The organism is Chryseobacterium sp. DT-167 (genome assembly GCF_058310155.1).
Genome location: NZ_JBZEEQ010000015.1, coordinates 41,731 through 57,419, shown reverse-complemented (window position 1 = coordinate 57,419; position 15,689 = coordinate 41,731). Strand labels below are relative to the sequence as shown.

At 35.2% G+C, this 15,689-nt stretch carries 16 protein-coding genes; 11 read left to right on the top strand and 5 right to left on the bottom strand.

Annotation, left to right across the window (positions count from 1 at the left end; translation table 11 throughout):
* Positions 1–162: 162 nt before the first annotated feature.
* The 4 genes from AC4FQ5_RS17535 (at position 163) to AC4FQ5_RS17520 (ending at position 3,590) form a co-directional block, all read left to right on the top strand.
* A complete protein-coding gene (locus AC4FQ5_RS17535) occupies positions 163–1,071 on the top strand; it encodes a universal stress protein (RefSeq protein ID WP_491145404.1) in 909 nt (302 codons plus the stop codon).
* A gap of 14 nt (positions 1,072–1,085) precedes the next feature.
* A complete protein-coding gene (locus AC4FQ5_RS17530) occupies positions 1,086–1,529 on the top strand; it encodes a GNAT family N-acetyltransferase (protein ID WP_491145403.1) in 444 nt (147 codons plus the stop codon).
* Between the two features lies 1 nt (position 1,530).
* Positions 1,531–2,646, top strand: a complete 1,116-nt coding sequence (locus tag AC4FQ5_RS17525) for an alanine racemase (RefSeq protein ID WP_491145401.1) — start codon at positions 1,531–1,533, stop codon at positions 2,644–2,646.
* 92 nt (positions 2,647–2,738) lie between these two features.
* Positions 2,739–3,590, top strand: coding sequence for a helix-turn-helix domain-containing protein (locus AC4FQ5_RS17520; protein WP_491145400.1), 852 nt, complete (start codon positions 2,739–2,741; stop codon positions 3,588–3,590).
* Positions 3,591–3,716: 126 nt separating this feature from the next.
* On the opposite strand, the gene AC4FQ5_RS17515 is transcribed toward AC4FQ5_RS17520, so the two are convergent.
* Positions 3,717–3,932, bottom strand: coding sequence for a hypothetical protein (locus tag AC4FQ5_RS17515; RefSeq protein ID WP_491145398.1), 216 nt, complete (start codon positions 3,930–3,932; stop codon positions 3,717–3,719).
* Between the two features lie 340 nt (positions 3,933–4,272).
* Between AC4FQ5_RS17515 and AC4FQ5_RS17510 the strand changes: the two genes are divergently transcribed.
* On the top strand, positions 4,273–4,614 hold the full coding sequence (locus AC4FQ5_RS17510) for a hypothetical protein (RefSeq protein ID WP_491145397.1): 342 nt from the start codon (positions 4,273–4,275) through the stop codon (positions 4,612–4,614).
* A gap of 51 nt (positions 4,615–4,665) precedes the next feature.
* On the opposite strand, the gene eptA is transcribed toward AC4FQ5_RS17510, so the two are convergent.
* The 4 genes from eptA to AC4FQ5_RS17490 form a co-directional block, all read right to left on the bottom strand.
* A complete protein-coding gene (eptA, locus tag AC4FQ5_RS17505) occupies positions 4,666–6,183 on the bottom strand; it encodes a phosphoethanolamine--lipid A transferase EptA (RefSeq protein WP_491145395.1) in 1,518 nt (505 codons plus the stop codon).
* Complete coding sequence (locus AC4FQ5_RS17500; RefSeq protein WP_491145394.1) at positions 6,170–6,997, bottom strand: phosphatase PAP2 family protein; 828 nt, start codon at positions 6,995–6,997, stop codon at positions 6,170–6,172. The genes eptA and AC4FQ5_RS17500 overlap by 14 nt, the downstream gene beginning before the upstream one ends.
* 372 nt (positions 6,998–7,369) lie before the next feature.
* Positions 7,370–8,194 carry a DUF4249 domain-containing protein gene (locus AC4FQ5_RS17495; protein WP_491145392.1) on the bottom strand — a complete coding sequence of 275 codons (825 nt, stop codon included), beginning with the start codon at positions 8,192–8,194 and terminating at the stop codon, positions 7,370–7,372.
* Positions 8,195–8,226: 32 nt separating this feature from the next.
* Positions 8,227–10,602: a TonB-dependent receptor gene (locus AC4FQ5_RS17490; RefSeq protein WP_491145390.1), complete on the bottom strand. Its 2,376-nt coding sequence runs from the start codon at positions 10,600–10,602 to the stop codon at positions 8,227–8,229.
* Between the two features lie 338 nt (positions 10,603–10,940).
* Here AC4FQ5_RS17490 and AC4FQ5_RS17485 point away from each other — a divergent pair, with 338 nt between their 5' ends.
* The 6 genes from AC4FQ5_RS17485 to AC4FQ5_RS17460 all read left to right on the top strand — a co-directional run bounded on the left by AC4FQ5_RS17485 (position 10,941) and on the right by AC4FQ5_RS17460 (position 15,617).
* A complete protein-coding gene (locus AC4FQ5_RS17485) occupies positions 10,941–11,987 on the top strand; it encodes a sensor histidine kinase (RefSeq protein WP_491145388.1) in 1,047 nt (348 codons plus the stop codon).
* Positions 11,988–12,069: 82 nt separating this feature from the next.
* Positions 12,070–12,468 carry a hypothetical protein gene (locus AC4FQ5_RS17480; RefSeq protein ID WP_491145387.1) on the top strand — a complete coding sequence of 133 codons (399 nt, stop codon included), beginning with the start codon at positions 12,070–12,072 and terminating at the stop codon, positions 12,466–12,468.
* 50 nt (positions 12,469–12,518) lie between these two features.
* Positions 12,519–13,250 carry a LytR/AlgR family response regulator transcription factor gene (locus AC4FQ5_RS17475; protein WP_491145385.1) on the top strand — a complete coding sequence of 244 codons (732 nt, stop codon included), beginning with the start codon at positions 12,519–12,521 and terminating at the stop codon, positions 13,248–13,250.
* 28 nt (positions 13,251–13,278) lie between these two features.
* Complete coding sequence (locus AC4FQ5_RS17470; protein WP_491145383.1) at positions 13,279–13,449, top strand: hypothetical protein; 171 nt, start codon at positions 13,279–13,281, stop codon at positions 13,447–13,449.
* Positions 13,450–13,492: 43 nt separating this feature from the next.
* Entirely contained in the window at positions 13,493–14,407 is a 915-nt protein-coding gene (locus AC4FQ5_RS17465; protein WP_491145382.1) for a helix-turn-helix domain-containing protein, read from the top strand.
* A 250-nt stretch (positions 14,408–14,657) separates the two neighbouring features.
* Positions 14,658–15,617 carry an alpha/beta hydrolase family protein gene (locus AC4FQ5_RS17460; protein ID WP_491145380.1) on the top strand — a complete coding sequence of 320 codons (960 nt, stop codon included), beginning with the start codon at positions 14,658–14,660 and terminating at the stop codon, positions 15,615–15,617.
* The last annotated feature ends 72 nt before the right edge of the window (positions 15,618–15,689 follow it).

Here is a 15,689-nt window from a genome sequence, read left to right as displayed (position 1 = left end):
TCAAAAAACGTTAGGCAATCATCAAATATACAGTTGTCAGTTTTACACATTCTTAAAACCTTGCCTATAAATTATACCACTTTACCAGTATTTTCTAACATACATTACTACAAACATTAGCGAACTTTGCACATCAATATACTGATGTAAATACCATTTTAAATGCAAAATTCAATCAATACTATTCTTTTAACCACCGACTTCACAGAAAAATCGCAGAATGCATTGTTGATGGCATTGAATATTGCGTCAAGGCATCACTCACGTCTTATTATACTGCACAATATTGATAATTTCTTTGTGATCGACAAGACCGGAAAACAATTATTGGGTGCCGATATTGTAAAAGACAATGTGCAAAGAGCCGAAAATGCTTTGCGCCAGATCGAACTTTCTCTGAAGGCTCAGTATCCAACATTAATTACTGAAACCATCCTTAAAAATGACAGTCTGATACATGGCATTAATGAAGTCATCGAAGATCAAGATGTGGACCTGGTGGTCTGTGCCACCTCTGGAAAACAAAACTTTGTTCAGGTCATTGTTGGTTCATTGTCTTACGAGATCCTGACGGGTTCAAACACTTCCGTACTTTTAGTTCCGGAAAGTTGCAGAAAATATACATTTGAAAAAATACTTGTTCCGGTAAGGGTACTGGACGATCTTTCAGATAAGATAGATCTTTCGGTAACCATTGCCGAAAAGAATAAAGGCGTCATTAATCTTTTAGGAATCAGTGATCAGGAAGATATCAGTAAAATTAAAAGTGCCTATCTGGAAGTAAAAAGAACACTTGAAGAAAGTTCGCAGGAATACAGATCTCAGTTTGTTATGACCGGCGAAAAGGCAATACAGATCTCAGAACATTCCAAGGATGACGAAGCAGACATTATCATTCTCAATTACCGGGATGAAAACAGCTGGAAATCATTTTTTCTGGAAAACTTCTTCAAACAAATAATCAACAACACGGATATTCCTTTATTTTTTCTAAAGAATAAATATGAAAAGAAGCAAACCTCGTCAAATGCCAATGCCGGTTATGATATCACGCTTCCGCACCCGGGATAAAATTTTTATATATAATGATCATACAAAAATATTCAGAAAAAGATAAAATAGAAGAAAAGCAGAAACAAGAAATTATTGAGTTTCTCTATGAACATTTGGAGCAATTTGGCGATCCAGAAGCCGACATTGCTGATGCAATAGACTATTCTTTAGGACATCAGAACAAGCCAGGCGGAATCATCGTCACCGCTACTGACCAAAGTAGTCACAAACTTGTAGGAGCTGCGGTTGTGAACAAAACCGGAATGGGCGGTTATATCCCTGAAAACATACTTGTCTACATCGCAACTGATAAGAAAGTACGCGGACAGGGAATTGGCAAACTTCTCATGCAAAACGCCATTGACTCTTGTGAGGGCGACATCGCACTCCATTGTGAACCTGATAATCCTGCCATGCATCTTTACAAAAAGCTAGGTTTCACAAACAAGTACCTTGAAATGCGATTAAAAAAATAAAATGTCATACATCACTCTAAATTCAAATAAACTAAAATATAATTACCACTATCTGGATCAGCTTTTCGCAGGACACCACATTGAATGGGCGGTAGTGGCAAAACTATTGTGTGGAAACGAGAAATTTCTGGAATGTCTTCTCGAATTTTCTGATAAAGAGATCTGTGACTCCAGGCTGACGAACCTGAAGCACATCAAAAAATTATCACCCAAAACACAAACGGTCTACATAAAACCGCCGGCCAAACGATTGGCAAAAAGCATTGTAAAATATGCCGACGTCAGTTTCAACAGTGAAATTGAAACCGTAAAAGCTCTTTCGAAAGAAGCCGTGTTGCAAAACAAGATACACAAGATCGTCATCATGGTAGAGATGGGAGAATTGCGGGAAGGCATTATGGTTAGGGATCTCTCCCGTTTTTTCGGTAAAGTGAAAAAATTCCCAAACATCAATATTGTAGGGATCGGAACCAATCTTAATTGCCTAAATGGTATTTTACCGGATGAGAAAAAGTTGATGAAACTCCATAGTTTTAAAGAGATCATCGAAGAATCACATCAAACAAGAATACCTTTCATCTCCGCAGGATCATCGGTCACCATTCCTTTGATATTTCAGAATAAGATCCATTCCGGAATCAATCATTTCAGAATTGGAGAGTCTTTATTTTTCGGAACAGATGTCTACAATGATTCCACCATCAGCGGTATGTATCAGGATGTTTTCAAACTCACCGCCGAGATCATTGAAATTGCACAAAAGCCAATGATACCTGCAGGTGACGCCGGAACAAACCTTAATGGCGAAACACCGCAGCACGATGTATCAAAAAAAGGAAAAACATCTGTGAGAGCTATTGTTGACGTGGGTGTGCTGGATATTGACCACAAACAGATTGAACCAATTACGCAGGATGTCAAGATCATAGGTGCGAGTTCGGATATGATGATTCTGGATCTCTCGGATAACCCAAATAATTTGAAAGTGGGTGACACTGTAGACTTTAGCATGTGTTATCTGGCTGTTTTGCGTGCGATGAATTCTGAATATGTTGATAAGTTGATTGATCACGAAATCCATTCTGCAGAGTCTAAAATTTTAGAAAATACAAACTAACTTTTATCTATTCTTGCCCAAAAAATCGCAATTGAATTAATATCCATATATTTGATTATAAATAAAAGAATCTGATTCCAAATATACTTTCTTTGACATTAGGTAGGCTCGACCTACGTTCAGCAACGAGGAACGAATTTCTGATGATGCCTTTTTCTGCTTTTAATGGTAAATTACAGTCAGGGTTGCATTATAAAAATAAATTTTATGCGGTCTTGCTTTTCGAAAATGCAGATGGTTCCATCATCATCGATGATCGGGAATTTGAGTTGAAATCACATACTTTATTTTTCATTAACTATAATCAGGTCTACTACTTCAAAGACCACGAATCTATTGAAGGTGAAGTCATTTTATTTACCAAATCATTTTACAACCACGTCTATACAGGTAATAATATGATCAAAAGCGACACTGCACTTCATAACGTTTCCCCATTTATTTCATTAAAATCTGAAAACTTATCAGATATTAAGCAGACATTTAAGGAACTTAGAAGTGAATATCAATCTCACCGACAATCGAGAAAAGAAATTCTATGCCTGCTTCTGAAAGTTTTTGTGCTGAAGTATATTAGAAATTCATCCAAAAAAGACCTGATCAATCGTTATGTAGATCATAAGAAGAAACTGGTAGATGATTTCAATGATCTTGTAAACCTGCATTACAAGGAATTGAAAACCACTTCAAAATATGCCGAGAAATTAAATATAAATTCCAGCTATCTTAATACGTTGGTAAAAGAAATCCTTGACATAACAGCAGGGCAGGTCATCAAAAACCGAATTATACTGGAAGCAGATAGATTATTGCTTCATACGTCACTTTCGATCACCGAGATATCCTATGAATTGGGTTTCAATGATAATTCTCATTTCGGAAAATATTTTAAATCTGTCAGGGGTGTATCTCCAAATAATTTCCGCATAGTCCAATTAAAATAACAGATTCTGAATTAAATCGCATCCTATATCTGTTTCTAGGAATATAGTTTTGGAAAGCATTATATTATCATTCTGTCTGCGCATTATTATCACTGCTTATAAACATTTCGTTTGACTCTTCAGCAACTATCTTAAGAATCGGTCATAGTGTTTTAAAACATCACTGATCAATTCATTTTTGGTAAAGTACTGAACATCGTATCCTTCCCGTGAATCTCTAAAATAGGTTTTAGGGAAATAAGTAACATTGCTATCCAGGTCTGGAAAGTTGTCATCATCCACCATGTATTCGGAAACAATTCTTTTCTGCCCCACCACTCCATAGATGAAATTATTGACCACATCGTGACGGATCTCTTAATGGATCTTTAAATCTCCGTTATGTGATTGATCTCAACAGCAATTCCGTTTAATAAAAATTCTTCCTTTAATTCTGTGAAAGCAGGCAAGACCTGATCCTCCATAAAAATTTTCACGGAGCCTTTCGTTTTAAAAGAAACAATTTTACTTCACCCTTATATTTAATTTCCCAACTTAAAAAAATTAAGAAATAATGAAAAAAATAGTTCTATTTTTCACATTAATATTAATGATCTCTTGCGACAAAAAGCAAAAGAGACAGTAAATATCAGAGCATCTGCCCAGCGAAGTGATGGATTGATTGGAGGAAAATCCTCTGTTGATGAGTCCCATCACTTCATCAATCCAGCCTAACGATAGCACAATGTCAACTTTGTATGGAAATGAAATCGCTTTTCATTATGCTAAGCTACATTCAGATTCTAATTATCCTGAAGGCACAATACTCTATGAAGTGACCTGGAAGCAAAAGTCTGACGAATTGTGGTTTGGAGCCAATATTCCAAAGGAAATTTTTTCCGTTGAGAAGATTTATTTCAGGGGTAACAATTATGTTTATGAAAAATTTAAAGGAAATCCTTTGAAAAAAATCAGTGTTGCCAAAGCTGATAGAAATTTGAGACAAAGTTTTATCCTCAGTCAGAAAATGGCAGTTTCACCTTGATGCAGGTGCCTTCCGTAAAATGCTCAAATGAACCCAAAAAGTCAAAACTATCTATTTAAAAACACTCATTTTCTCATTATAAACTGGACTTTGTATGCCCAGAAATCTTAAAACACTATGAAAAACGTAATTCTGAGACACGAATTGGTCGTTTTTTATTGGCGGACCTCCTGAAGACCAAACGATAAAAGGAATTTCATATTGTTGTTTAGGCGCAAGGTTTACCGGTAACCCATGCATATATAAGTTTTTCTCACCTAAGGACTCTCCGTGATCTGAAACATAAATCATTGAGCTGCGATAACCTTTCAATTCCTTCAACTCACTGATCACACGGGATAATATATAATCTGTATATATTATCGTATTGTCATAGGCATTTATGAGTTCCTTATGAGAGCACTTACTCAATTCCACACTATTACAAACTGGGCTGAAAACTTCAAACTGTTTAGGATATTTTTTACTGTAAATGGGACCATGGCTGGTACTGGTATGTAAAATAATCAGTATTTTAAGCTTATTACTTGATCGTATCCTTTCTTTCAATCCGGAGACAAGTATTTCATCATAGCCGCAATTTTCGCCCTTACATCCGGACTGCAGTATTTCGTGATTTTGATAATCATTCACATGTACCGGTGGTTCTCCCCAGTTTGTCGTTCTCCATAAGATGTCGACGTTATTACGGTAGAGATAGTTGGGAAGTATTTCATAAAGATCATCCGTATCCTCATGCTGCAGAATACATTTCACCCCGGCTGTCGTATAAGTAGCGCAGGAATTTGCCTGGAACGTATGGAGGTTATTGATTTTGGAAAGTAACGGATTGGTCTTTTTTCCATATCCGTAGAGTGAGAAGTTTTCCCGCCTCGCAGATTCTCCAATAACCAGTACAACAACTGCTTTATCGTTATCGATCATCCTTGCTGCCGGCAATAGTATTTCTTTTTCATTGGATTGATGCTGATGCATGTAAAAAAGCGCTGTATTGACCGTGTAAGACCAAGGCATCACCAATCCGCCCAGCGTTTTGGAGTTTTTATCAATCCAAAGCCAGTTGCTGCTGTTGGCAAAAACAAATAAAAGAATAAATACAATGCTGCTGAACATAGTTAATAAACATTTCTTTATTGATTCTTTAACAACACGGATGGTAAGAATAAAATAGCCCGGGACAAGTCCAAGAAAAGTAATATAACATAATAGCTTGTAGGAAAAGAAACTGCTTGATTCGCTATAATTGGTATCTAAAACATTTCCAATCATGCTTTCATCAATGATCACACCATATGTATTAATGAAATAAAGAGCGACTGCATTGATCAGAAAAAAAATGCTTACTAAAATTCGACCCACAATTCCCGAACAGAAAAGCAGCATATAAAAAGCAAATAAATTGGCAACAATGGTCATTAGGAACAGACTAAACACCAAGAAGCCGCCATTAAATGTCATGTAGTCGATGTTATCTATAACAAATTTGAAGAACGGAAGGTGGAATAGTACCAGATTCAGCACACTGATTCCTAAAATATAGAAATAAAACTTAAAACTATTTTTTAACATAATTCTTGATTAGGATATAAGTTGTAATAAATAAGCTTAGCAATGACAAGTAAAAGATAACTAAATTATCGGATAGTATCTTCTTTATCAACACGATACTGCAGACTATGAATACTATAAGCAACAAAGAATAATATTGCTTTATTCCAACCCAACTCCATATTTTATAGTATCGGTTTACGACAATGCCTGATATTCCTGAAATATATCCCATAATACTTCCTACCACTACATCAAGTAAATAATGTGCTCCTACACCAACCCTAGATAACGAAAATAAGATTCCCATACCGATAATCAGAGTGATCCATATTATTTTCGCAGTACTATTTTTTGGCACTAATGCCAAAAGTAGTACGGTAAGTACGGTAAAGACCGTGATGGCGTGTCCGGAAGGCAGACTGTTATTCCCAAAATAAGCCTTGCCTATAATAACAAAGCTGTCTTTCTCGAGTACTGCCGCCGGCCGGGGTATGTTGAAAAGCCATTTAAAAAGACAGCATAAAAGGGCTGAGATTAGTGATGCTGAAATTAAAGCTTCCCAAATCTGCGGAGCATAAAAGATAAGGATAGTGCATAAAGAAAGGATAATCAGCGCATCTCCAAGCTGAGTGAAGTTAGACATCAGTACAGGAAATTTGGATAATCGCTGATTAAAGTAAATAAAAGCTTCTTTTTGTATGCTTATATATTTACCGGATGACCATGCATCCTGGGCATACAGATAGGTAGCGACAACAGCCAACAACAGTAGGGGCAAAATAAAATAAGAGAACTTAACTTTGTTAAAGTTCGAGATAGCGGTTTCATTCATTTATTTTTATTATTTCTGGACTCATCGTTCCTGTATAGATTTTATCTGTACTATGTTGCCCGTTATTTGCGTTGCCTTCAATTCCTTTAACTTTATTCAGTATTGTGAGAGAAGACCTGTGGAAGACCTTTGCATATTGGTGATAAAGAAAAGAGGAGTAATAAGCTCTTATAGCATCTTTTTAATCAGATTCTTCTTGTTATCTGTTTAATTTTATGAGCACAAAGCAATGACAAGCTTTTCAGCCTGTGAAATATAAATGACAAAAGATTTTGACATCTAATTAAGTAGATTAAGTCCAGTTTTTTAAATGATTTATGAAGGTTAAAATGCGATAAAAAAATGTATTTTACCGCATTCACAATAACTTAATTATTTAACGGTATAGCTTTTAAGATCCATTTCCGCCAATTTGAAATATCCAAAAGCGTAAATTTTGCTATCGGTCTGATTGACAATATTACCGCGGACTGCACTTGGTATGGTTGGGAAAGGGCTGCCATCATTTCCAGAAGCTTTTATTAATTTGAACATATAATTGTAATAGTTTTTTGAAATTCCGTACAGTCTTATGTCTATCTGATCTCCAGCCTTTAAATCTTCAGAAGAATAAGATTCCTGCATTAAATTGCCATTAGTGTTCTCGTCATCTTCAACTTCAAGTTCGGGGAATGGCGTATGCGGGTGGGTAATACTGGTCAGATAAGCATTTGTCTGACTTGTCTCATCCTTGTAGTAAAATGTTATTTCGATTTCATCACCGGTATCACCACCGTTGTTGTTCTGGTCAATATTATCTTCAATTTCAGGAACAGCTGTCAATGTTTCTGAAGCAGTATAGGTCTGCCCATTCAAAACAATTTTTAAGTTATAAGTCTGTCCGATAACAGGAAGGAAATTGCTACAGACATATTGCCCTGTTTCTGGGATTTCTACAAAATTAAAGACCGTATTTGACGGGTTTGTTACAGTAACTACGGCTCCGGAGACGGTTGGGAATTCGGGGCTGTAATAACCGGTCGTTGTCGACAATATAATCTTTTGTTCATTGCCGGCCGTATTTTTTACCCAGTCTATAGAAGCGTCTATAACCAGCCTTGGCGCTGCTGTATCAAGATCAGCAGTAATGACTTCTTCGCACCCCGTCAAAAGCAGTCCAACGGATAGTAGTATGATGATTTTTTGTAATAGTTTCATTTTATTATATTTAAAAGTCTGTTAATTATTTTTTAAAATTTGAAGTTGTAGCTTACACTCGGAACAATACCAAAAATGGATGTTCTCCTGGTCTCACTTATCCCCGTATCTTCATTCTGTCTAAAACTGTAAGATGCCGCATTGCTTCTGCTGTAAAGATTGTAAATACTGAAATTCCATTCACCCCTCCATCCTTTTTTCTTATCGGGTTTAGGAGTGTAAGTTGCAGATATGTCCAAATGGTGGTATGCAGATAAAGAATTACCATTTCTTTTTCCGTAATTCGAAACGGTAATACCCTGATATTGATATTTTCCATTAGGAAATGTTGCCGCTTTCCCACTCTGGAAAGTAAAAATACCCCCAAATGACCATTTCGGATTTAACGCATAAGCGCCAGTAATAGATAAATTATGCAGTTTGTCATAATTTGCCCTGTACCATTCCCCATTATTTATACCCGGCTCTTCTGCATTTCGGCCTGGTGTTCTTTGTTCTGCTTTAGAAATAGTGTAGGATACCCAACCTGTCAGCTTTCCTGTATTTTTTTTGAACATCAATTCCAGACCGTACGATCTTGCTTCGCCGTTTAAAAGCACTCTTTCTACAGCATCAATCCCAAGTAAATCTGCGCCGTCAATATAATCTGCTTTGTTTTTTACTTTTTTGTAGAAGGTTTCAGCTTCCAAGGAATATTTATTATCTTTAAAATTGTGAAAGTATCCTACTGCTATCTGATCTAAAATTTCCGGTCTGAGGTATTGGTCAGTAGGTGCCCATATATCGAGCGGAGTTGCAGAGGCTGTATTGGAAATTAAATGAACATATTGGCTCATTCTAATGTAGCTGGCCTTGATGGATTGGTCATTGTTCAGGGAATAAGAAATGGCAAGTCTGGGCTCTAGGTTGTCAAAACTTGCGATCTTTTTGTTTTTCTTGTAGTTTATCGTTCCCGTTGGATCAGCCTCTTCATAGATCTGAAACTGCTGATTGAAAACAAGGGGCTGATTATTGGAATAAGTGTACACTTCCTGCTGGCCTAATCTTTGAAAATTACTGTAGCGAAGTCCATAATTCAGTGATAATTTTTTAGAAAGGTTTTGTTCGGCACTGATGTATACCGCATTCTCAAAAGCATATTTTTTGGCCAGTTGGTCCGGATTGATCGCTGAAGCATCTCCATATGGCCAGATTGTTCCAGGATTGAAACTGTAGTAAATTGAATTTATACCGTAATTTAAAGTCAGGTCATTTGAAAAATAGTGTTTAAAATCATATTTGAAATTGTAATTTTTTATATCTGATTTCCAGTCAAGACCAATGGTTTTCACTTTAATCCGATAATCATAATCACTGTAAATGGCTGATGCATTAGAGAAAATCTTATTTGAGAATATATGGTTCCATCTTAGATTAAAAAGCTTATTACCATAGACGTTTATAAAGCTGTTATTAAAATTTAAGTTGTCGTTACCAAAATAACCTGATACGAAAACATTATTCCTATCATTGAATTTGTAATTGAACTTGGTGTTTAAGTCGTAGAAATAGGCTGAATTTGGTTCATCTGCCATTTTCAAAAAAAGATGTGCGTAAGACCCTCTCCCTGCAACCACAAAAGAGCTTTTATCTTTAACAATAGGACCTTCAACAAGCAGCCGGCTTGAGACTAATCCTATACCTCCATTAACATGATACTCCTTGTTATTTCCTTCCTTTTGATAAATATCCAGAACTGAGGATATCCGTCCTCCAAAATTAGCGGGAATCCCTCCTTTGTACAGTTTTAGATCTTTGATTATATCGGAGTTAAAAACAGAAAAGAATCCGAATAAATGCGAGGTATTGTAAACAATGGCTTCATCAAGCAATACCAGATTTCCATCAACGGAACCACCTCTCACGTTAAATCCCGATGCCCCTTCCTGAGCGTTTGTAACTCCTGGAAGCTGTAATATCGATTTCAAGACATCCACTTCACCCAAAATGGCCGGCATTTTTTTTATCGTTGCAATAGACAATTTATTTGTGCTCATTTCCGGTTTTCGGATATTTGCTTTTGTTGAATTATTATGAATAACAACTTCATCAATTGTTTTAATGCTTTCTGCCATCCCAAAATTCCTTTTGGTGTTTTCGACCAGTGTGATAGTTTCTGTCATATTATCAAAACCCATGTAGCTTATGATAATTGTGTAAGTCCCTTTTGGCAAAGTTGTGGTATAAAACCCGTAAGAATTGGTAATTATGCCTACTTTGGCTTCTGGAATGTAAATATTCACACCAATTAATGTTTCGGTACTGGACTTATTGGCTATTGTACCGCTAAGTGTCACTTTTTCCTGCGAATATGTGTGGATTACAAATGCAAAAAAGATTAATAGAAAGAGTCTGATCCTGCTTTTCATTTATTAGAATTTAGAATTAAATGTTATAATTTTCAGCTAAAGTATCTCTTTGTTTACCTCGAATATTTTATATATACAAAATGCGTTAATTAATATATTAAAGCAGTTTTTTCATCTAGTAAAAAAAATTGCACCCGTAGATTTCATAAAAAGAAACTAGATTTCTAGAACAAAAATTATCATTGAAAATATTTTTTCCTGACTGTATTATTATTTAAACTCTTTAAAGATTTGCTATGTTAAAATCTTATTTTGGTATATTAATAATGTGCTTTTGTATAGAAAAAATTTTTATTTCTTTCGTATTGTTACATTTGCTTGAAATCTAAAATAGATTTATGAATAAAACTATACACAAAAAAACTTTGGATACCAATTGGATGGTCGATTTTTTCATTTTAGGAAAATACCGACTTGGCCGCCACTCATTATTAATTGCATTTAGTATTCTTGTTTTATATTACAGTCCGCCGGACTATATAGAACCCTTTGAAAGCTATAATCGGATCGTTATTTTTTTTCAGATAATTTTACTAGCCTATAGTAATATGTATCTTTTTGTACCTAAATTTTTGTTTAGAAAAAAATACTTGAGCTATAGTCTTTATGTGCTTTCAGGCATGATCTTATCGTTTTTTATACATGAGATTGCTTCATATTATTTTAAACCTAATTTACTGCCTTACCAGGATGATGATATTAACTTTTTCACCTTTTCATTTATGGTCATGGTACTTATTATTGCATCGGCATCGGTAAAATTATTTCAGCAATGGATAACGGATGCAAAACTTATAAACGAATTGGAAAGAACCAACGCTCAAACTGAGTTGGAACAACTGAAAAACCAAATCAATCCGCATTTTTTATTTAATATGCTGAATAATGCTAATGTTCTTACCCAAAAAGACCCTGAGAAAGCTTCGCTAGTTTTAGTGAGCCTGAGCGATTTGTTACGCTATCAATTATATGACAGTGCAAGAGAAAAAGTTCTACTGACATCGGATATTCGTTTTCTGGAAGATTTTCTGAACCTGGAAAAAATACGACGCGATAACTTCAGTTTTCTTATTTCCAAAGAAGGAAATCTCAGCAGCATACAAATTCCTCCTCTATTATTTATTTCGTTTGTGGAAAATGCAGTAAAACATAACAATGATTCTGCAAGGTCATCCTACGTCAATGTTTTTTTTGAGGTAAGAGATCATAAGCTTAACTTTCAATGTGTCAATTCAAAACCTTTGCAGAAGGCAGTTGCGATTTCTGGAGGACTCGGACTTACCAATACAAAACGAAGATTAGAACTATTATTTCCATCAAATCATACTTTAAAAATTGTTGACGATGTAGAGACTTTTACTGTTTATTTAACTATCAAACTATGAAATCGAAGAATTGATAAGGACTCAATTCAAAAAATGTGAAGCGATTGCATACGATCTATTAAAAACAAATAAATTTCTACTTATGAAATGTATTATTGTAAACGACGACACTTCGATGAAAAACACCATCGAAAAACTAATTGTGCAAACAGATGATATCGAGTTTGTATCAGCATTTAACACAACTTTCGAAGCGCATGTGTTTTTGAAAAGTATCAAAATCGATGTTGTTTTTTTTGACATCCAGATGTATGATATCAATAATTTGGATTTTATACAAAATATTCCGGAAAATACCTTCGTAATTTATATTCCTGAATTTTCTCCTTTTGCCAATACAGCTTATAAAAAAGATACTGAGTATCTATCGGAATCTGTAATTTATAAAAGATTTAAAAAAGGAGTGGACGAAGCACGTGTCTTCTTAGAGCTAATACAGAAAGAAAATACAAGTATTTCGGACGATTATTTTGTTATTTAGAAGTTGATGGAGAAATTGTAAATTGATAATGTGAAAATTTTAGAAAAAAAATGAAATGCATAATTGTAGATGATGAACCTTTGGCGAGAGAGGCCATACAGATGTTGATTGAAAAAACTGATAATTTGGAATTGTTGCAGACCTTCAACGGAGCAGAATCAGCAGGCGGATTTTTAAAAAACAATCCTAATACGGTAGATTTGGTATTCTTGGATATTCAAATGCCCGGCACAAATGGGATTGAATTTTCTAAAACAATTCCTAAAAAAACCCTTATCATTTTCACCACTGCTTTTTCAGAATTTGCAGCAGACAGCTATGAAGTTGACGCTGTGGATTATCTCATAAAACCAGTAAGATTGGAACGTTTCCAAAAGGCTGTTGAAAAAGCTAAAAGCTATTCTCAACTTTTTGAGACGAAAAATGGAACCTCCAATATAGAAGCAGGAACAGATGATTACTTATTTGTTAAAGCAGAACGTAGGATGTTTAAACTATATTTCCGTGATATTCTATTTATTGAAGGTTTAAAAGATTATGTGGTTATCTGTTTAGATAATCAAAAAGTGATTACTCTGATGAATATTAAAACTATTCATGATCTACTTCCAAAAAGTTTCTTTGTCAGGGTTAGCAAATCTTATGTAATTAATGTAAACAAAATAGATTCTGTAGATAATAATACTGTATACATAGGTATAAATGAAATACCAATTGGAAATATTTATAGGGATTTCTTTTTTAATGAATTTATAACAAAGAAGCTTTTGAATAAGCAATAAAAAAATCATTTATACTCTTAAGAATCATGTGATATTTTCGATATTTCCACCATTGTCTTATTTTTTTGATGGTCTATTGATGCAAATTCCACTGCTCATACGTACCCTCATATTATCAGTGGTTTTGGTTCTATTGATGACTTATGTAATAATGCCAATGTATATTCAACTATTTAAAAAATGGTTAGAGAAGGAATAGCTCGATAGAACAAACTATTAATTAATTTTATTAAATTTAAACGATGAAAAAGGAAGAACCAACCCACCGAAAATTTGATTCGTTAAATGACTTCCATAGGGCTTTAGGGCTACCAAAGCCATTGCACCCAATGATAAGCATGATCAATCTTGATGACGTCAATATAGTCTCGGATGAACTTCCTAATATGATGGTTCTCAATTACTATAAAGTAGCGTACAAGACAAGTATGTCATCCATAGTTAAATATGGTCAAAATCATTATGACTTTAGCGAGGGCGGCTTAATTTTTACTGCCCCAAACCAATTGTTTGAAAGCCCGGATGAAATTAAAAAATCCGGTTATGTCCTGCTGATTCATCCTGACTTTCTGTTATCATACCCTTTGGCAAAAAAGATAAAAGAGTACGGTTATTTTTCATATTCTACTCATGAAGCATTGCATTTATCTGATAAAGAAAAAAGCACTATCCTCTCTGTATTTGATATTATTCTTGATGAATTAAACAGCCGCATTGACGATTTCAGTCAAGATGTCATTATTTCACAAATCGAATTATTATTGAATTACTGTAGTCGTTTCTACAAACGCCAGTTCATTACAAGAAAAGTGGTAAACAATGGTCTACTCGAAAAATTGGAAATGATACTGGATGACTATTTTAATCATGAGAAGACTTCTACTCACGGTATTCCTACTGTACAGTATTGCGCCGAACTTGTAAACTTGTCACCAAGTTACCTCAGCGATATGTTACGTTCGTTAACCGGACAAAATGCGCAACAACACATACACCATAAAATGATTGAAAAAGCGAAAGAGCTCTTGTCTACAACCGATCTCACAATCTCAGAAATCGCCTATCATTTGGGTTTCGAGCATCCTCAGTCGTTTAGCAAACTGTTTAAAACAAAGACCCAAATATCTCCGGTAGATTTCAGACATTCATTTACTTAATTGTCAAGACTTACAACTATAATTAATAAATGACGTCACAATCTTCAGTACAATATTTAACACCGATAGTTTTGATTAAAGAGAAATAAATTCCAAAAATAGGCGGAATTGTTTCTCTTTTATTTTGGAAATCAGTTTAAATAGTATAAAATACCATTCTCATTCTGGCTACGCAAATCCTCATTTAAGCTACGTGAGAATGCCTAAATATACCAACCTTTGTGTATTGTTAAACTAAAATATTTACACGATGCAAAATCAAAATCAAACTTCAATTATTGGATTCAATACAAATCCTGTTATGACTTACAGTCCTCTAGTAATACCTGTTTCCGACAGACCTGCGGAGATGCACCTTAAGATATCTGCGCCTGTCAATGGAGATCATCTTCCTATCGTAATTTTCTCACATGGTCACGGTCCTTCAACCTATCTTTCTTCCTTAAGAGGATTAGCACCTTTGACCGAGTTCTTCTCTTCAAAAGGCTTCATTGTAATTCAGCCAACGCATCCTGATTCCAAACTCTTAGGTCTTGATCATACTGGTCCTGAAGGACGTTTATTTTTGAAATCAAGAGCAAAAGACATTCATTTTATTCTTGACAATCTTGACCAAATCTTAACCACGGTTCCGGGTTTGGAAAACCGTGCCGATAAATCTCAGGTATCTGCTATCGGCCACTCACTTGGTGCGCTTACCGTAGGAATGCTCGCAGGTGCTGAAGTCACGGACAATAGTACCGGAGAGACAATAAGTCTGCCCGATCCAAGATTAAAAGCCAGAGTAATGATCGGCGCACCTGGAAGTCCGGAAGGTCTTAACGGAGATTTTGCCTTAACCAATTATCCTATCTTAAAAGGGATCAACTACAAAAAGATGTCTCTTCCTACACTTGTCATATACGGTGACAAAGATATCAACCTCAATTTTTCCGACGTTGAAAATTGGCGTGCGGATGCCTATTATGAAAGTCCCGGAAGTAAAAGTTTATTGACTGTATTTGGTGCGGAACATATCTACGGCGGTATTTCCGGATGGGATGTTGCTGAAACATCTGATGAAAATCCGGAGCGTGTTGCTTTTGTCTGCGAATCTATTTTGGCCTACATCCATTCTGCAATGGATCCCAATGATAACAGTTGGGAACAATTACAAAAAGATTTTCAAAAAGATCCCAATGCAAAAGCTCATATTGATATTAAATCATAAGTAATATCACGGAGCTCTGCTCTTTAAAGGACTTAACAAATATGGGTATGCTACGCAATTAGCGGCCTACCA

Excerpts from the sequence above, each read along its gene's own strand:
- AC4FQ5_RS17535 (WP_491145404.1), top strand. The coding sequence starts at position 163 with ATGCAAAATTCAATCAATACTATTCTTTTAACCACCGACTTCACAGAA.
- AC4FQ5_RS17530 (WP_491145403.1), top strand. The coding sequence starts at position 1,086 with ATGATCATACAAAAATATTCAGAAAAAGATAAAATAGAAGAAAAGCAG.
- AC4FQ5_RS17525 (WP_491145401.1), top strand. The coding sequence starts at position 1,531 with ATGTCATACATCACTCTAAATTCAAATAAACTAAAATATAATTACCAC.
- AC4FQ5_RS17510 (WP_491145397.1), top strand. The coding sequence starts at position 4,273 with ATGAGTCCCATCACTTCATCAATCCAGCCTAACGATAGCACAATGTCA.
- eptA (WP_491145395.1), bottom strand. The coding sequence starts at position 6,183 with ATGTTAAAAAATAGTTTTAAGTTTTATTTCTATATTTTAGGAATCAGT.
- AC4FQ5_RS17500 (WP_491145394.1), bottom strand. The coding sequence starts at position 6,997 with ATGAATGAAACCGCTATCTCGAACTTTAACAAAGTTAAGTTCTCTTAT.
- AC4FQ5_RS17495 (WP_491145392.1), bottom strand. The coding sequence starts at position 8,194 with ATGAAACTATTACAAAAAATCATCATACTACTATCCGTTGGACTGCTT.
- AC4FQ5_RS17490 (WP_491145390.1), bottom strand. The coding sequence starts at position 10,602 with ATGAAAAGCAGGATCAGACTCTTTCTATTAATCTTTTTTGCATTTGTA.
- AC4FQ5_RS17485 (WP_491145388.1), top strand. The coding sequence starts at position 10,941 with ATGAATAAAACTATACACAAAAAAACTTTGGATACCAATTGGATGGTC.
- AC4FQ5_RS17480 (WP_491145387.1), top strand. The coding sequence starts at position 12,070 with ATGAAATGTATTATTGTAAACGACGACACTTCGATGAAAAACACCATC.
- AC4FQ5_RS17475 (WP_491145385.1), top strand. The coding sequence starts at position 12,519 with ATGAAATGCATAATTGTAGATGATGAACCTTTGGCGAGAGAGGCCATA.
- AC4FQ5_RS17465 (WP_491145382.1), top strand. The coding sequence starts at position 13,493 with ATGAAAAAGGAAGAACCAACCCACCGAAAATTTGATTCGTTAAATGAC.
- AC4FQ5_RS17460 (WP_491145380.1), top strand. The coding sequence starts at position 14,658 with ATGCAAAATCAAAATCAAACTTCAATTATTGGATTCAATACAAATCCT.